General features: G+C 69.6%; 15 protein-coding genes. 4 read left to right on the top strand and 11 right to left on the bottom strand.

Features of this window, described 5'->3' with window-relative positions:
• Positions 1-36: 36 nt before the first annotated feature.
• Positions 37-1449 (bottom strand): hypothetical protein, encoded by a 1413-nt coding sequence (locus ACWDV4_RS25865; RefSeq protein ID WP_449983742.1) that lies wholly within the window; start codon positions 1447-1449, stop codon positions 37-39.
• Positions 1450-1755: 306 nt separating this feature from the next.
• A complete protein-coding gene (locus ACWDV4_RS25860; RefSeq protein WP_449983621.1) occupies positions 1756-2880 on the bottom strand; it encodes a baeRF2 domain-containing protein in 1125 nt (374 codons plus the stop codon).
• 179 nt (positions 2881-3059) lie between these two features.
• Between ACWDV4_RS25860 and ACWDV4_RS25855 the strand changes: the two genes are divergently transcribed.
• Entirely contained in the window at positions 3060-3617 is a 558-nt protein-coding gene (locus ACWDV4_RS25855; protein WP_449983739.1) for a hypothetical protein, read from the top strand.
• A 5-nt stretch (positions 3618-3622) separates the two neighbouring features.
• Here ACWDV4_RS25855 and ACWDV4_RS25850 read toward each other — a convergent pair whose 3' ends face one another.
• Positions 3623-3967 (bottom strand): DUF3817 domain-containing protein, encoded by a 345-nt coding sequence (locus ACWDV4_RS25850; protein WP_449983618.1) that lies wholly within the window; start codon positions 3965-3967, stop codon positions 3623-3625.
• A gap of 152 nt (positions 3968-4119) precedes the next feature.
• Between ACWDV4_RS25850 and ACWDV4_RS25845 the strand changes: the two genes are divergently transcribed.
• The gene (locus tag ACWDV4_RS25845) at positions 4120-5601 is read left to right on the top strand and encodes a glutamate-cysteine ligase family protein (RefSeq protein ID WP_449983615.1); all 1482 of its coding nucleotides are present in this window, start codon (positions 4120-4122) and stop codon (positions 5599-5601) included.
• On the opposite strand, the gene ACWDV4_RS25840 is transcribed toward ACWDV4_RS25845, so the two are convergent.
• Complete coding sequence (locus ACWDV4_RS25840) at positions 5536-6837, bottom strand: APC family permease (RefSeq protein ID WP_449983612.1); 1302 nt, start codon at positions 6835-6837, stop codon at positions 5536-5538. The genes ACWDV4_RS25845 and ACWDV4_RS25840 overlap by 66 nt on opposite strands.
• 31 nt (positions 6838-6868) lie before the next feature.
• Complete coding sequence (locus ACWDV4_RS25835) at positions 6869-7492, bottom strand: mycothiol-dependent nitroreductase Rv2466c family protein (protein WP_449983609.1); 624 nt, start codon at positions 7490-7492, stop codon at positions 6869-6871.
• 105 nt (positions 7493-7597) lie between these two features.
• On the opposite strand from ACWDV4_RS25835, the gene pdxR reads away from it, so the two are divergent.
• Complete coding sequence (gene pdxR, locus ACWDV4_RS25830; RefSeq protein ID WP_449983605.1) at positions 7598-9079, top strand: MocR-like pyridoxine biosynthesis transcription factor PdxR; 1482 nt, start codon at positions 7598-7600, stop codon at positions 9077-9079.
• Between the two features lie 143 nt (positions 9080-9222).
• Here pdxR and ACWDV4_RS25825 read toward each other — a convergent pair whose 3' ends face one another.
• The 4 genes from ACWDV4_RS25825 to ACWDV4_RS25810 form a co-directional block, all read right to left on the bottom strand.
• Positions 9223-10506: a citrate synthase gene (locus ACWDV4_RS25825; RefSeq protein ID WP_449983602.1), complete on the bottom strand. Its 1284-nt coding sequence runs from the start codon at positions 10504-10506 to the stop codon at positions 9223-9225.
• Between the two features lie 171 nt (positions 10507-10677).
• Positions 10678-12726: a sulfatase-like hydrolase/transferase gene (locus ACWDV4_RS25820; RefSeq protein WP_449983736.1), complete on the bottom strand. Its 2049-nt coding sequence runs from the start codon at positions 12724-12726 to the stop codon at positions 10678-10680.
• A gap of 13 nt (positions 12727-12739) precedes the next feature.
• Complete coding sequence (locus ACWDV4_RS25815) at positions 12740-14191, bottom strand: methyltransferase (protein WP_449983599.1); 1452 nt, start codon at positions 14189-14191, stop codon at positions 12740-12742.
• Between the two features lie 14 nt (positions 14192-14205).
• Complete coding sequence (locus ACWDV4_RS25810; protein ID WP_449983754.1) at positions 14206-14403, bottom strand: hypothetical protein; 198 nt, start codon at positions 14401-14403, stop codon at positions 14206-14208.
• A 138-nt stretch (positions 14404-14541) separates the two neighbouring features.
• Between ACWDV4_RS25810 and ACWDV4_RS25805 the strand changes: the two genes are divergently transcribed.
• Positions 14542-14964: a VOC family protein gene (locus tag ACWDV4_RS25805; RefSeq protein ID WP_449983596.1), complete on the top strand. Its 423-nt coding sequence runs from the start codon at positions 14542-14544 to the stop codon at positions 14962-14964.
• Positions 14965-14989: 25 nt separating this feature from the next.
• Here ACWDV4_RS25805 and ACWDV4_RS25800 read toward each other — a convergent pair whose 3' ends face one another.
• Together ACWDV4_RS25800 and ACWDV4_RS25795 are read right to left on the bottom strand one after the other, a co-directional pair.
• Positions 14990-15685: a helix-turn-helix domain-containing protein gene (locus tag ACWDV4_RS25800; protein WP_449983593.1), complete on the bottom strand. Its 696-nt coding sequence runs from the start codon at positions 15683-15685 to the stop codon at positions 14990-14992.
• Positions 15686-15708: 23 nt separating this feature from the next.
• Complete coding sequence (locus ACWDV4_RS25795; protein ID WP_449983590.1) at positions 15709-16257, bottom strand: GNAT family N-acetyltransferase; 549 nt, start codon at positions 16255-16257, stop codon at positions 15709-15711.
• Positions 16258-16359 lie beyond the last annotated feature (102 nt).

The following is a 16359-nucleotide window of genomic DNA, read 5'->3' as shown; positions in this document are numbered from 1 at the left end:
CGGTTACCGTTACCCGCCCTCAAGATCCGGTTGGTCTCAGCACACGAGCAGGCCCTGCGGGCTGCCGCTGTCGCGGAGTGCGGCCAGCGCGTCGACCACCCGTAGCGGCGGTGGGGTCGGAAGATCGTACGCCTGTCCGCGCAGCGCCTCCGTCGCGCGCCGGGTCGGCATCGGGGTGAGCGGATAACCTCGGGCAGCCCCCCGATCGAGCGCCCTGCGACGGCTGCCGAACGAGGCCACAGCCAGCCACTGCGGCAACCCGGCCAGCGCCGGAGAGCGCAGGCCTGGCGATTCCGGCAGAACATCCACGGAGGTGAAGGGGGCGCTGCCCGCCAGCCACCACTCGGCACCGGCCACACTTCGCCGAGCGGCATTCTCACACCAGTACGGCACCAATCCGGCCCGGATGACCTGCCAGGGGTCGATGAGGCGGCCGCACTCCACCACACACCTGTTTCCACTCTTGCCGGCGCTACGCAGCCAGCCCCGATACATGTCCGCGACGGCGGCGCTCAACACCTCCGGACGGGGGGCCAGAATCCGGTGCAACGGGCTGCCGGTGCCCTGCACCCACTCCCGCAGGCTCGCCTCGAACCCCGGTTCGATCCCGTGCTCGGCATCGCTGGGCGGGCTCGCGGGGCCGGGAAGCTCCCAGCGGGCAGGGTCACCACCGAGCCCGCGCAGCAACTGGTCGAGCACCTTTCTGGCGGGCAGGAAGTCGGCCGGCGCCAGCCCACTGGCGGGGCCACCCACCTGAAACGTGTGCCCCAGCCCGGAGTCGAGCACCGGCCAGGTACGGGCGTCGCGCAGTAGCAGCACCGGCGCACCGGGAACCAGGTGACTGCCGAGAAACCACCGGTACGCGTCGGGCAGGCCACGCCACCGCACCACGAGAGATACGGTCGAACCGGCCAGAACTCCGCGCACAGCCGGATCGTGCACCTGCCGGATTCCGACTTCCGGGTTGCCGGCGATGATCCGAGCGGCAATCTGGGCACCATGGGCCAGGGCACCAACTGGATTGTCGACGGACCCGCTTGCCCACTGCACCGTCACCTCGAACGCCGAGGGCAGCCACGGAACTCCGAGGGCGGTGGCGAGATGGACGGCAGCGCCGTGCGGTGACCCGATCACCATTCCCGGATACCACCGCGGCGCGTAGTGCTGCACCGCCCAGCGGGCGACCCGTTCAACGTCGATCTCCCCGGCGCGCGGCACGGACATCGCCGCCCGACTACCCGCCCTGGCCACCGCCACCCGCCGAACCCGGGGTGGCGCCCCGCGAAACCGGGACAGTGTCGGCTGGTGGTCGAGATCGGCGCAGTCCTCTCGGCGCAGCGCCCGGGACGCCGCAGCCAGAAACACCCGGGCAAGGCTGTCCGGGGACACGACGTTCTGCGGTTCTGGTGCCTCGGTGCCGGCGGCGCTGGCGGCCAACCACTCTGGTATCTCAGGCACCGGGCTCACCTTCTCTCGTTCGCGCCACGCCCGCCCCGGCTTCCCGTCCGAATCAGGTTCAAACGGGGCATGGGCCACTTGGCGCGAGTAATCCGAGTACGGAGCCAACCTGCGGCCGGGCGCATCGAACGTCGGTTTTCTGCCCGTCTGCCAGCTCCCGACCAGGCCGCCCGACCATCGGCTCCCGACGCCTCGAATGCCGTCCGTCCACCGACTCCCGACGCCCGGGGCCGCACACGGCTACGCCGCGTCACCGTACGGCGTTGCCCGCCGGTGACGCGGCGCGATCCGGTTCGGTCAGGGATTACCTCGGCCGGGTGTCCCGGCGTCGACGTAGCGCAGGACCGCCCCGACCCCGTCGTCCAACTCCGGCGCCTGCTCGGGCGCGAGCACGGTCATCGCGGCGTCGGTGCCGACCAGCGCCCGAATCAGCGCGGCGTCGGCGCGTACCTGCTGCGGCTCGGGCACCGACATGGCGGTGAGCTGCTCCGCCGAGGTGGCGATCTCGGTGGGCTCCGGCCCGATCCAGAGCCGCTGGGTGGAGGATGGGTCGTCGACGATCAACAGGGTGTCGACCTGCCCCCGTTGCAGCGCCGCCACCACGGCATCGAACCCACCGCCGACGTCCTCCTGCACCCCGTACCGGTCGAGCGTGGTCTGGGTGTGCTGGTCGGCCACCTCGGCGATGGCCTGGACCGTGACGTCGTCCATCGCGCCGAGGTCAGCGCCGCCGGCCCGCGAACCCGCATCGGTCTGTACGATCCGGTCCTGCCACCGTTCCGGCAGCTGACCGGCGAGCAGCGATCTCGCCTGGTTGTCGCCGGCGACCACCACCACTTCGGCGCCGACCCGGTCGGCCAGTTCGGCGGTCGCGGCGGCGGCGTCGCCGGCATTGCGTTTCCAGGCTATTCGCGCTTCGCGCTGGAAGTGTGACTGCGACCAGCCGCCCGGCTGGACCCGCCGGATCGGGAACTGGTCGCTGCCCTTGACGTGTGCGCGACGGGTCACCCCGCCGACGCTGACGCCCTTGACATCGGCACCGGTACGACTGGCCAGCACCCGCACCCACGCCACCTGGGCCCCCCGCTGGGCCACCAACGGCATGGTGTGCGGCAGCGGCGCGTAGCTGGCGATCTCCCGGACCGGCGGGGCGGACATGTACTCGCTCAGCGCCACCTTGCCGTGACTGGCGAACGCGGCCAGTCCGTAGTCCCCGGCCAGCGGATCGTGTCCGCGTACCACCGCGTCCAGGGCCTGGATCGTGTCCCGATCGGCCCCCTGTTGCGCCAACCGTTCACTGAGTGCCCGCCAACGCAGGTCCAGTGCCGGTCGGGCGTCCTGGGTATCCCGGGACGCGTCCAGGTAGACCGAGGCCCATGGGCCGGGACGGGTACAGACCGGCCCCAGGAAGGACAGCTCCATGTGTCGCCCCCTCTCCTACTCGGCGCACGCATACCCGAGGCGCTCGGCTTGTCACCTCGGCCGGCCGGCCTCGTGGCAACCGGACGCGGAAACCACCGCGACACCGACGTGAATAGTTTTCATTCATCTCCATTCACGTTCCACGGTCGATACAATCCGTGCGTGAAATCGGACACTCAGTGGTGAACGTGGACAGGGAACTCTTTCCTGAACGGCCCGTGTATCCCCGAGGCCCGATCGTCACCGGCCGGGTCATTCGGCTCCGGGACGGCTACTCGCGGGAGATGAAGGTACGCCGGCCCGCCCTGGTCGCGGTGCTCACCGCCGCCAGCGTGGCCCGCCTGATCGGTACGCTGGTGCTCTCCGTGCTGCGAGCCGGCACCGGCAGCGGCGGGAAGCGCAAGTTCAAGGAGCTACGCAAGGGTCCCGAGTTCCTGGTGACTCCGTTGCGGATGCGCGACGACCACGGGGTGCTCTACGAGGTGGAGATCCATGGGCACCTGCCGCAGAGCGCCCTGGAACCCGCCGATCACATCCAGGTGACGGTACGGAGCCAGAAGGACAGCGACCTCGCGCCCCGGGTCGAACGAATCGTCAACATCACCACCGGCCAGCTACTGACCCCGCGGATACCGACCCTCTGGTCCCACCTGGGGCCGGCGCTGGTCCTGCAGTCGATGCTGGGCCTGCTGGTACTCGGGCTAGTCGTGGTCGGCTACGTCCTTACCGCCACCTGAGCGGGTCAGCCGACCGCGACTCGGTCCGGTTCCGGTGTCGCCGCCTCCGGCAGGGTGAGCAGCCCGCGCCGCCGCGCCCAGCGCTCGAAGAGCAGCGTGGTGAACGGCGGAATCGAGGCGAGCAACGCGACGGCGGTGACCGGCAGGGACCACCGGCCCAGCCGGGACACCAGGAGGACCAGCACGCCGTAGATGACGAAGAGCGCACCGTGGATGGGGCCGGAGATCTTGACCCCGATCTCGTTGTCCAGAGGGCCGTACTTGACGACCATCGAGATCAGCAACGCCAGCCACGAGATCGCCTCAGCAATCGCCGCCACCACGAACAGCTTCATTGCCGTACGGCGCATGGATCCCTCCCGGATTCGTCGAATGGTGATGCTATCTCCCCTCGTCATCGGCCTGTCGAGCGGTCCGGCACCGACGCGGCCGACGGAAATCTCCGGCTGATCTGACCAGACATGGCAGTTTGGAAATATCAGCCAGCAATAGGACGGTGACCATGGGCGAGGACGTCGGCATTCAGACCTTCACCCGGGAGGATCGGGCCCGACACCGACAGAAGGTCCACGCCTGTCTCGACGTCTTCGCTGAGATGCTCCGGGCGGCGCGGTTCGAGTTCGACCGGCCGCTGACCGGGCTGGAGATCGAGCTGAACCTGGTCGATGAACGATCGATGCCCGCGATGCGCAATGCCGACGTGCTCGCCGCCCTCGCCGATCCGAGCTTCCAGACCGAACTCGGGCAGTTCAACGTCGAGATCAACGTGGCGCCGCGACAGTTGGCCGGCCAGGGCACCGCCGAATACGAGGAGCATGTCCGAGCCAGCCTCAACTCAGCCGAGGAGAAGGCGCGGGCGGTCGGCACCCGTATGGTCATGATCGGCATTCTGCCGACGCTGGCAGCGGAGCATCTGACCGCGCAGACCCTCTCGGCCAATCCGCGCTACGCACAGCTCAACGAGCAGATCTTCGCAGCTCGGGGCGAGGACCTACAGATCCGGATCGACGGGGTGGACCGGCTGGAGACGACGGCCGACACCATCACCCCGGAGGCGGCCTGCACCAGCACTCAGCTTCATCTTCAGGTCAGCCCGGCGCAGTTCGCCGCGTACTGGAACGCCGCCCAGGTCGTCTCCGGAATCCAGGTCGCTCTCGGTGCCAACTCACCGTTCCTGTTCGGCCGGGAGTTGTGGCGAGAGACCCGCATCCCGCTGTTCGAACAAGCCACCGACACCCGCCCGGAGGAGATCAAGGCCCAGGGCGTACGGCCCCGGGTCTGGTTCGGCGAGCGTTGGATCAACTCGGTGTTCGACCTGTTCGAGGAGAACGTCCGCTACTTCCCCGCCCTGTTGCCGGTCTGTGACGACGAAGATCCGGCGCAGACCCTCGCCCGGGGCGAGACCCCCGCCCTATCCGAGTTACGCCTGCACAACGGCACGGTGTACCGGTGGAACCGGCCGGTCTACGACGTGGTCGCCGGCCGACCCCATCTGCGGGTGGAGAACCGGGTGCTGCCCGCCGGCCCCACCGTGGTCGACACCATCGCCAACAGCGCCTTCTACTTCGGCCTGGTACGGACCCTGGCCGAAGCCGACCGCCCGCTCTGGTCGCGAATGTCGTTCAGCGCCGCCGAGGAGAACTTCCACGCCTGCGCCCGACACGGCATTGCCGCCCGGGTCTACTGGCCCAACCTGGGCTATCTGCCGGTCACCGAGTTGGTGCTGCGCCGCCTGCTGCCAATGGCCCAGCAGGGCCTGGACGGGTGGGGGCTGGTCGCCGCGGAGCGGGATCGACTGCTGGGCATCATCGAGCAACGGTGTCTCACCGGGCGCAACGGCGCGAGTTGGCAGGTGGCGACGTTGCGCCGGCTGATGCATGCCGGAAACCTGGACCGGCCAGCCGCCCTGCGCGAGGTGCTACACCGCTACATCCCGCTCATGCACAGCAACCGCCCGGTCCACGAGTGGCCGGTGGCCGGCTGACCGGCTGGATCGCCGCCGGCCGGCGTAGAGCAGGGCGGCGACACTGACCGCCAGCGTCCAGAGGACGTACACCCCGGTCATGACCAGCAGCACCGACACGGCGACGAGTGACACGACCGCCGCTCGGCGAGACCAACTGCCGGCCGGGAGCAGACGCACGGCCGCAGCCGCACCCAGGACGTACACCAGGGTGAACGATCCGCTGGTGAGCTGTACGGACAGGCCGGGACCGACGCCGGTGACGGCCACCCCGGCCAGCGCCAGGGCGGACAGCAGACCGACCACCGTCAGGCTGCGCCGGGGCACCTGCCCCGACTCGCTGCCCCGGGCGAACCAGCCGGGCAACGCACCATCGCGGCCCAGCGCAGCCCCCAGCCGGGCTGCTCCGGCGAAGTAGGCGTTCATGGTGCCGATGGTCAACAGCACTGCGACGAGCGCGGTCAGCACCCGTACCTCGCCGCCGACCCCGATGGCGAGCAGGTGCGCCAACGGTGCCTCGGTGGAGCCGGTGGCCGCGCCGAGCACCAGCAGGCTCGTACTGGCGACACCCAGGTAGAGCACACCGACCACGACCAGGGCGATGCCGGTGGCCCGGGGCAGGTCCCGGGCCGGGCGGCGGAAGTCGGCGGCCAATGAGGTGGCCGCCTCCCAGCCGGCGAAACCCCAGACGAGCACGGCGGCCGCCGAACCGACGGCGAGCCAGCCGTGCGGCGCGAAGGGCACCAGGTTGTCCCACCGAGCGTGGGGCAGTGCCGTGAGCGTGGCCACCAACAGCAGCGCCGCCAGTACGCCGGCGAGGACGAGTTGCAGTCGTCCGGAGACGCGTAGGCCACCGGCGTTGGTCGCGGTGACGATCGCGACGATCACGGCGGCGGTGACCAGGGTGGTGCGGTGGCCACCGCCGAACGCCTCGGCAACGTACGCTCCGGCGAACATCGAGGCGGCCGGCGCTCCGATCGGCACCGCGAAGTAGAAGCACCACCCCACCACGGTGGCCGCCCGCGCGCCAAAGGCCCGCCGGACGTAGGTGGCGACCCCACCGGTGTCGGCGTGCCGGGTGCCGAGCGCCGCGAAGGTGGCGGCGAGCGGCACGGAGAGCGCGATCATCGCGATCCAGGCCAGGATGGACGCCGGACCGGCGATCTGCGCCGCGAGAGCCGGCAGGGCGATCACACCCGTGCCGAGTACGGCTCCGATCGACAGCGCCGCCCCCTGCGGCACGGTCATTCGGCTCATGTCCTGCCCTTTCGCGGTGGGGTGGGGGCGGTCATTCGAAGCTCGGCGAGCGGGTACGGGTGCGCTTCAGTTCGAAGAATCCGTCGGTGCCGGAGACCAGCAGTACGCCGTCCCACAGCTTTCCGGCTGCCTCGCCCCGTGGGGCCGGGGTGACCACCGGTCCGAAGAAGGCGATCGGCTGGCCGTCCGGCCCCGGAGTGTGGATCACCGGGGTGCCGACCTCGTCGCCGACCGGGTCCATCCCGGCGTGGTGGCTGGCCAGCAGGGCCGGGTCGTGATCGGTCGTCGCAGCGGCGTCGGCGAGTTCGGTGGCCAGCCCGAGTTCGGTGAGCACCTCGACGTATAGGTCATGGTCGACCGGTGCCTTCTGGTGGTGAATCCGGGTGCCGAGCGCGGTGTAGAGGTCGCGCAGCACCTCGTTGCCGTACTTCTGCTCGGCGGCGATCGCGAGCCGTACCGGCCCCCAGCCCCGGCTGAGGAACTTCTCGTACCACTCGGGCAGTCCGGTACGCCCGTCGTTGAGCACGGAGAGACTCATGACATGGAAGTGCACCTGCACGTCCCGTACCCGCTCCACCTCCAGCAGCCATCGTGAGGTGATCCAGGCCCACGGGCAGATCGGGTCGAACCACATGTCAGCGATGGTCAACGTCATCCTCCTCCAGGAATCGGGTGCGACGCGGATCAGCCTAGGAGCCGGATTGGCGCGGCATCAGATCCAATTTTCAGCGTTCTGATTGGGCCAATGTAGGTTGGATTGGTGGACATCCACGTCACCCTCGCCGGCCGGGGCGACCTGACCGCCCGGATCTACCGACAGCTTCTCGACGCGATCCTGGACGGCCGACTCCGCGCGGGCGAACGACTGCCCCCGACCCGGGAGTTGGCCCGACAATTGGCCGTCTCCCGTAACACGGTCGCCGCCGCCTACGACCGGCTCACCGCCGAGGGCTTCCTGGTCGGCCGGATCGGTGCGGGCACCTTCGTCTGTGACGAGGCCACCGACCGGATACCGGACCGGAGCGCGCCGAGCGGCGGTGCGGTCGCTCCCCGAGGCCTCTGGCGCGACATCCTCACCTCGCCTGGCCCGGCGCAGGGTAAACCGGACTTCAACTTCGACGTGGGGATCCCGGACCCGCACCTGTTCCCGCTGGAAACCTGGCGCCGGATCGTCACCGGCGAGCTGCGCGCCGGCGCCCTGCTGACCGCCGGCTACGGCGAACCATCCGGGCACCCAGGCCTGCGTACGGCGATCGCCCGGCACATCGGTGTCTCCCGGTCGGTCCGGGCCGGAGCCGACGACGTGCTGGTGACGCAGGGCGCCCAGCAGGCGTTGGACCTCGTCGGCCGGGTGCTGATCGAGCCGGGCGACTGCGTGGCGGTCGAGGACCCGGGCTATCCGGCAGCCCGCCGGCTGTTCCAGTCCCTGGGCGCCCGGGTCGTCGGAGTGCCGGTCGACCGCGAAGGGCTGGACGTGTCGGCCCTGCCAGCCGGGGCCCGGCTGGTCTACACCACGCCATCGCACCAGTTCCCGCTGGGCGTCCCGATGTCCCTGCGCCGCCGGTCAGCGTTGCTCGCCTGGGCGCAACAGCAGGGTGCCGTGATCGTCGAGGACGACTACGACAGCGAGTTCCGCTTCGCGGACCGGCCGCTGGAACCGTTGCAGGCGCTCGACCAGGACGGCCGGGTCGTCTATGTCGGCTCCTTCTCCAAGGTCATGCTGCCGACACTGCGGCTCGGCTTCCTGGTGGCACCGACCACACTGCGCACCGCACTACGGACGGCCAAGCAGCTGACCGACTGGCACGGTGACCAGCACACCCAGGCGGCGATGGCCCGATTCATCGACGAGGGGCTGTTGGGCCGGCACCTGCGCCGGGCCAACAAGGAGTACGCAGCCCGGCAGCGCCTGATCCACCAGATCCTGCGCCGGGACTTCGCCGACTGGCTCGAACCGATCCCCTCCGTCGCCGGACTGCACCTGTGTGCCCTACTCCGGCCGGATGTCCCGATCGACCTGCCCGGAATGATCCGCCGGGTCGGGCAGGCCGGGGTCCGGGTACGCGAACTCGGCGACTACCGCACCGGTCGGGCCGCCACCAGCAGCGACGACGGCAGTGCGGCAGCGGGCGGCCTCCCCTCGGACGCTCGACCAGGGCTGGTACTCGGGTACGGGGCGATCCCCAGGGAGCGGATCGAGTCAGGGTTGGCGCTGCTCGCGGCGCACTTCCGAGCCGGCTGACCCCTGCCGTACCTGGGCACGGGTTGCCGCTGGCGGTCGGCACCGGGCGATCGGCACCGGGGCGGTCGGGATCGAGCGGTCCGCTGGAAACGACGACGGCCGCCGCCCCGGGTGGGGTCGACGGCCGTACGCGTGAAGGTCGGTCAGCGCTGGTCGAGCGGCACGTAGTCGCGCTCGTCCGAACCCTTGTAGATCTGCCGCGGGCGGCCGATCTTGGTCTCCGGGTCCGAGATCATCTCACGCCACTGGGCGATCCAGCCGGGCAGCCGACCGAGCGCGAAGAGCACGGTGAACATCTTCGTCGGGAACCCCATGGCCTTGTAGATCAGGCCGGTGTAGAAGTCGACGTTCGGGTAGAGCCGACGGGAGACGAAGAAGTCGTCCGCCAGGGCGATCTCCTCCAGCTGCATCGCGATGTCCAGCAGCGGGTCCGGCTTGGCCATCCGGGAGAGCACGTCCTGCGCGGCGTTCTTCACGATGGCGGCGCGCGGGTCGTAGTTCTTGTAGACCCGGTGACCGAAGCCCATGAGCTTGACGCCCTGCTCGCGGTCCTTGACCCGACGGACGAAGGACTGCACGTCCCCGCCCTCGATCCGGATCTGCTCCAGCATCTCCAGCACCGCCTGGTTGGCACCACCGTGCAGCGGCCCGAAGAGCGCGTTGACGCCGGCCGAGACCGAGGCGAAGAGGTTGGCGTTGCTGGAGCCGACCAGCCGCACCGTGGAGGTGGAGCAGTTCTGCTCGTGGTCAGCGTGCAGGACGAAGAGCATGTCCAGCACCTTGGCCATCACCGGGTCGACCTCGTACTCCTCTGCCGGCACGCCGAACGTCATCCGCAGGAAGTTCTCGACGTAGCCCAGCGAGTTGTCCGGGTAGAGCATCGCCTGACCGATGGACTTCTTGTACGCGTACGACGCGATCGTCGGCACCTTGGCCATCAACCGGATCGTGGAGATCTCCACGTGCTCCTGGTCGAACGGGTCCAGGCTGTCCTGGTAAAAGGTGGAGATGGCGCTCACCGCGGAGGAGAGCACCGCCATCGGGTGCGCGTCACGCGGGAAGCCGTCGAAGAACCGACGCATCTCCTCGTGCAACAGCGAGTGCCGACGGATCCGCTCGGCAAAGTCCGCGAGCTGCTGCTCGGTGGGCAGCTGGCCGTAGACCAGCAGGTAGGAAACCTCCAGGAACGACGACTTCTCGGCCAACTGCTCGATGGGGTAGCCACGGTAGCGCAGAATGCCCGCATCGCCGTCGATGTAGGTAATCTCCGAGGAGCACGCGGCGGTGTTGACGAAGCCAGGGTCGTAGGTGACGAGCCCGGTCTCCTTCAACAACTTGCCGACGCCGATGCCCGATGGGCCTTCGACGGCGGGCTGCACCGGCATCGAAAGTTGCCCTTGGGGGTGCTCGAGCTTTACTTCCGTCATCTAATCCTCGCTTCGCCGGCAAAATTTTCACTGAATCGCCTTCGCTTTTACCGTAATAACCGATCGCTGCATACCTCCTGCCATGGCTTCGAGGTGAGGGATGCGTCACCCTTCGGACGATCACGTCCCAACGACGGGCGGCACCTGGGCCGGGAAAACGGACCGCAGTGATCAGAGGCGCAGTCGGCCCAGGGTCTCCTGGCCGTCGATCCGTGTGAAGAGCTCCAGCCGGTTGACTCCCGGATTGAAGAGCGCGTCGTCGCTGACCAGGGCGGCGAACCGGCGCCCCCCGGAATCCGGTGCGACAACCGGGACGACCGCCCCGATCCGACCGTTGACCGCGATCACCAACCGGGTGCCGTCGGGCACGGTCGCGGGCACGGTGCCGTGCAGCAGCGCCGGAAGCTTCCCTTCGGCTGGGTCGACCCCGCGCAGCGCGGCAAGGTTGGCGACCTGAGCCGACACCCCGGTCTCGACCACCGCGAAGTCGGTCACGGCCCGTCCGAGTAGTTCCGACCGGGCGACTGGGGGTGGGACCGTCGCGCCGACGACCGCCGCGAAGGTCTCGGGACCGGGTACCGCGATGCGCTTGCCCGGCTGGTCATAGAAGTACTTCTCCGACCGGTCCCGGCCGCCGCTCACCGCTGACACGCCGTCGACCCGCCAGGGCACCTCGATGTCGACCAGATCGGCGATGGTCGGCAGCAGGTCGACGTGCTCCCAGTTGCGATCGTCCACCCGGCCGACCCGCTGGCCCGGTTCCTTGACGAACATCGGCACCCACAGCACCTCGCCCGGGGAGCGACGTACCGCCTCCAGGCCTCGGCCCTGGGCCTGCGGGGTAAAGCTCACCCCGTGGTCGGCGGTGACCACTACCAGGGCCTCGTCCAGGCTGCCGGTCTCCTCCAGGGTACGTAGGGTCTCGCCGATCAACCGGTCGGTGTAGCCGAGCTGGGCGAGATGGCGATCACTGGCCAGGGTCACCCAGCCGGCACCATCGTTGGCCAGGTCGGCCGGGGCGTCGTAACGGACCCCGGAGGGCAGGTAGCTCCACGGGCTGTGCGGCATCAGCAGGTGCAGGAAGTCGAGGGTTGGCCGTACCGAGGTACGCCCCGCACGCAACCCGGCGAGAAAGTCGGTGAACCGCGCCGGCTGGTTGTCGTCGAGGGTGTCCCACCGGAACCGGGGATCCGTCGGGACCGACTGTTGGCGGTCGCGTTCGGCCTCCTGCTGGGGCACCTCCCGGTAGGAGGCGGTCGGATCGCGGTCGTCGTCCGTCGGTGAGAGCACCTGGCCGAGCAGGCCGGCGCCCTCGCGTAGCAGGGTGGGGAGCACCGGACCGGCCGGGGCGCTCCGGGCACACCGGCTGGGCGGGCAGAGCTGGGCGATGCTCTCCTGGGCCCGGATGTCGTACCGGCCGCCGAGCAGGGTGAACAGGTTGTCCGGGTACGTGGAGTAGTGTGGCGCGCCGGTCTCGGTCGGATAGCGGCCGGTCAGCATCGCCGGCAGGGCGTACGGCGTCCAGCCGCTCACCGCGGTCGCGTTGCGATACCAGGTCGACTGCCCGGCCAGCCGGGCGAAGTGGGGAAACCGGTTCGCGTCGATGCGCCCGTCCGGCCCGAGCAACGAGACCAGCGGCAGTTCGTCCAGCACGATCAGTACCACCGGCGGATGGCCGGCCGACCGGGCGAAGCCCGGCCCCGACCCGCCTCGTTCGCGTGGCAGTACCACCGCCGAGGCCGGCGAGACGAGGACGAAAACCAAGACAAAGATCAGCGGTCCCACCGAGGCGAACCGAAGCAGCTGACCCGGCGCCGACCAGCGCCGATGGGCGTACCCGCCGGCCACACCGACCGCGAGAGCGGCCAGCACCAGCGGCACCCCGCGCAGCGGCAGCAGGTGTTTGACCACCTGGAGGGCGAGCGCGGCGAGCAACAGCCCGACGGTGGCGGTGTGGGTGGCGGACCGTATCGCTGGCCCGGCGAGCCGGGTGAGCACGCCGATTCCCCACAGGAGAAGCGGTGGTGGCAGCACGCACACCGCCACGAAGAGCAGGACGTCCAGACCAGCGGCACCGTGGAAGAGAAAGAAGTCCGGGCTGCGGCCGGTGACGTCGAGCACCGGCTGGGTGATCGCCAGACCGCACAGTCCCACGATCTCCAGCGCGGCTCGCCGCTCGGTGAAGCGCCGCACCGGGGCCGACCCGACGTCGCCGACCAGTTCGGCCGCCGCCTCAGCCACGCGGAACCCCGACGTAGAGGGTACGGGTCCCCGACGGCAGCTCCTCCCGCCGGACGATCTCACACCGCTGCCCAAGCAGCCGCTCGAACTCGCCCCGGTGATAGTCAGGGAAGAGCCCGGCGGGTTTGTTGGCCAGGAGTCGCTGCGCCATCGGGTCCTGCGGGTGCACGAACTCGACCACCAAGCGACCGCGTCGACCGGCGCTGGCCAGAAACCCGACCAGCCAGTCAACCACCGCGCCCAGTGGCACGTTACGTCCGATGGCCAGATGGTGGACGACCGCCAGGGCCAGTACGGCGTCCGCCTCGGCCCGGGCGGTGAACGACGCCCGTTCCGTACCCTGCCAGCCTCCGCCCGGGGACGGGTCGGCCAGGTCCACCACCAGCGGCAGGATCCGGTTCTCCTGGTCGGCTCGCAACCGCTGGTACAGCTGGTCGACGACGGCCGGATCGCTCTCCGCCGCGACCACATAATCGGCGTGCCGAGCGGCGATCCGCGCGTAGGTGCCGTCGTTGCTGCCGAGATCGAGAACGAGCTCCGGCCGGCCCGCCTCGGCCAGCGCGGCGTCAACGAAACGTTCCTTGCGGGTCCGGTCGTCCGGCGAGTAGCCGCAGGTCTGCTGGTAGTCCGACCAGTGACTGGCCGGCGGCTGCCAGTCCAGCCGACGGACCAGTTTGTCGACGGCACGGACGGTGGCGAGCACCAGTTCCCGTGAGAAGCCGGCCACCCGCAGTTGCTCGCGTACCTGCCCGGTGCTGGTGCCGGCGTTGCCGGCCTGCATCGCATCGTGCAGGTGGACGTGTTTGAACACGCCGGCTGAGAATCGGCGGGTGCCGCCGAACAGTTTGCGCATCTGCCCGGCTTCGACGCCGTCGATCCGGGCCCGTAGCCAGGGCTGGAAGTCGATGCCGAGATGCGCCTGAAGCATCAGTGGATAGAGCATCGTCTGACAGAACTGCCGGTAGCCGGCCCAGGGTTCACCGTCGCGGGCCGGTTCGAAGGAGCCGACGTCGATGAAGACCGGGCTGGCTCCCCGCCACTGGAGGTTGTAGGCCGATCCGTCCTTGGTGGTGAAACCGGCGGGTAGCGCGGCCCGCAGGATCTCCAGGTGCAGCAGCGCCGCGTCGCGCAACATGCTGAAGGACCACTCGTACGGGTAGGAGACGAACGGAATGCGTTCGTGTCGCAACACCGTGGTCCAGCCGGTCGCCGCAGCCGACGGCATCGTCGCCGCCTCGGCGGTCTCCGTGCCGCAGACCTTGCCTGCGGCCAGCAACGGGGGAAAGAAGTCGCTCGCCGCCAGCGCCTGCCAGTCCTCGGCCGCTCTCGGCCCGAGTCCGCGAAGCACCTGCTCGCCGGCGTAGAAGACGCGGTTGGTGGGATCGCGAAAGGAGCCGGGCTCTGGTCGAGGTCCGGTGTCGGGCGCGGACGAGCGGGGAAGCATCCGGTGGCCCCGCCTCAGTCCTGCTGGTTGGCGGCCGGTGGCTTGCGGAACCGGGACACGAGGCGACGCCAGTACAGCCTGGTCGCCACCGCCACCCCGGCCACGCCGCCGATTACCGCTTGCACGATGAGACTGCCGGATCCCGCGTCCAGATAGGCCAGGTCCATCGGAGCCACCTCCTTCCAGTCGCTTGCCCACACCTCGCCGGACATGTCGTGAACAGTCGGATTTGGGTGCCGATAACAACACCGTACGCCGGCAAACGCCGTCGCACAGAGGCACCAGAGAACCGGTCCCAGGTGTCCGATTCCTTCAAGACGGTCCCGCCCAGCAGGGCTTACGGTCGACGCATGGCACCTCGAATCGATCTCATCGGCCTGGCTGTCGCCGACATGGGCCGCTCACTCGCCTTCTACCGCAGGCTCGGGCTGGACATCCCGGCCAGCGCCGACACCGAGCAGCACGTGGAGGTAACCCTGCCTGGCGGCCTCCGCATGGCCTGGGACACCTTCGACGTCATCCGCTCCTTCTACCCGGACTGGACCCCGCCACCGAGTGGCGGCAGCACCGGCGGGTCGAGTCTCGCCTTCGCCTGTGACAGCCCAGCGGAGGTGGACGCGGTGTACGCCGAGCTGACCGAGGCCGGTTATCACGGCGAGCTCAAACCATGGGACGCGTTCTGGGGACAGCGGTACGCGGTGTTGCACGACCCGGATGGCAACGGGGTGGACCTGTTCGCGGCGAACCCAGCCCCGACCCCGGCGGCCGACTAGCCGCCACCCAGCCCGGCGGCCTGGGTTAGTCACCCGCCAAGAGCACCCCGAGCGGTACGCCGGCCAGTTGTCGTACCTCCCGGGACAGGTGCGGCTGATCGGCGTACCCGCTCCGGACGGCGACCTCGGCGACGGGCACCCCGGCCCGGGCCAGCGCCAGGGCTCGCTGCATCCGCCGAATCCGGGCCAGGGTCTTCGGGCCGTACCCGAACAGGGCCTGGCAGCGGCGGTGCAGTTGGCGGTTGCCGAGGTCGACCGCTTCGGCAATGGCGGTGACACTGGCACCGGCATCGAGCCGGGCGACCACCGCGGCGGCCAACGAATCGGGGCCACCGTACGCACGCAACCGGTGGTCCGCGATCGACTCCAGAAGCCGGCCGGGATCGGTCAGACCCGCCGCTTGATCCTCCAGTTCCCGGACCAGCGGCGCGGCCCAGACCGCCGACAGCGGCACCCGCTGGTCCCGCAACTCGTACGCTGGCATCCCGAACACGGCGGGGCCGGTGCCGGGCGGGAAACGGAGTCCGACGTGGCGCTCCCCCGGCGTTCTGACGGTCACCTCAGCGCTGGTATCCGGTCCAGCCACCAGCAGGCCCCTGCGGCTGGACCAGATCAGATCGGTGCAGCCATCGGGCAGCACCCGCCCTCGGCCCTCGGCATCCGGCGCCGTGGTCCACCACAGCACCGACCCAGCCAGCCGCGACCCTGTCTCCCGATACACACCCGTCAGCCTGCCAGCCCGGCTCAGCGGTCCGGGACCTGGCTCGCCGCTTGTGACCCGGTACGGCCAGACGATCGTCCGCGCTGGTCACCGGATGGGGTACCGGGCGAGTCGGAGGCACCGAACGTCTTGACCATGAGTACGTCAGCGGGGCCGAACCCCGCCCGCTCGTAGAACGGGGCCGATCTCTCGGTCGGACTGAGCACCACCCTGGCGAAGTCGTTCCGGTTGGCGTACTCCAACAGCGCGGCGATGAGCAGCTGCCCAATGCCCTGGCTCCGATACGCCTTGAGCACAAACGCGTTACCCAGATAACCCCATTGGCTCGGCTCGCAACCGGGCCTCGGCATCCGATCGAAGACCGCCATGTTGACCATGCCCACCGGCCGGCCGTCCAGCTCCGCCAGCCAAGTGATCCGACGCGTCGACTCGCTCGCGTACCAGGCAGCGAAGCGTCGCTCGAACTCCGGATCGTCGCAGCTGCCCTGTTCTTCCTCAGTCCACTCCCGACGGAGCTGGGCGAGGGCCGGGGCATCGGACTCGTGTGCTCGTCGGATCAAGGAATGTGCCACCCGGTACCGCCTTCACTCCCGAGATCTTCATACGTCAGGTCTCGACAGAATGATCTTAGTGGGGGAAACCAGCCACGATGCATCCAACGACAGGGCTGGCCG

Source organism: Micromonospora sp. NPDC003197, from assembly GCF_053590565.1.
Note: the sequence above shows the minus strand (reverse complement) of the source record. Positions and strands in the feature narration are given on the sequence as shown.

Excerpts from the sequence above, each read along its gene's own strand:
- ACWDV4_RS25850 (WP_449983618.1), bottom strand. The coding sequence starts at position 3,967 with ATGCGCCGTACGGCAATGAAGCTGTTCGTGGTGGCGGCGATTGCTGAG.
- ACWDV4_RS25805 (WP_449983596.1), top strand. The coding sequence starts at position 14,542 with ATGGCACCTCGAATCGATCTCATCGGCCTGGCTGTCGCCGACATGGGC.
- ACWDV4_RS25810 (WP_449983754.1), bottom strand. The coding sequence starts at position 14,403 with ATGTCCGGCGAGGTGTGGGCAAGCGACTGGAAGGAGGTGGCTCCGATG.
- ACWDV4_RS25840 (WP_449983612.1), bottom strand. The coding sequence starts at position 6,837 with ATGAGCCGAATGACCGTGCCGCAGGGGGCGGCGCTGTCGATCGGAGCC.
- ACWDV4_RS25825 (WP_449983602.1), bottom strand. The coding sequence starts at position 10,506 with ATGACGGAAGTAAAGCTCGAGCACCCCCAAGGGCAACTTTCGATGCCG.
- ACWDV4_RS25845 (WP_449983615.1), top strand. The coding sequence starts at position 4,120 with ATGGGCGAGGACGTCGGCATTCAGACCTTCACCCGGGAGGATCGGGCC.
- ACWDV4_RS25835 (WP_449983609.1), bottom strand. The coding sequence starts at position 7,492 with ATGACGTTGACCATCGCTGACATGTGGTTCGACCCGATCTGCCCGTGG.
- ACWDV4_RS25860 (WP_449983621.1), bottom strand. The coding sequence starts at position 2,880 with ATGGAGCTGTCCTTCCTGGGGCCGGTCTGTACCCGTCCCGGCCCATGG.
- ACWDV4_RS25815 (WP_449983599.1), bottom strand. The coding sequence starts at position 14,191 with ATGCTTCCCCGCTCGTCCGCGCCCGACACCGGACCTCGACCAGAGCCC.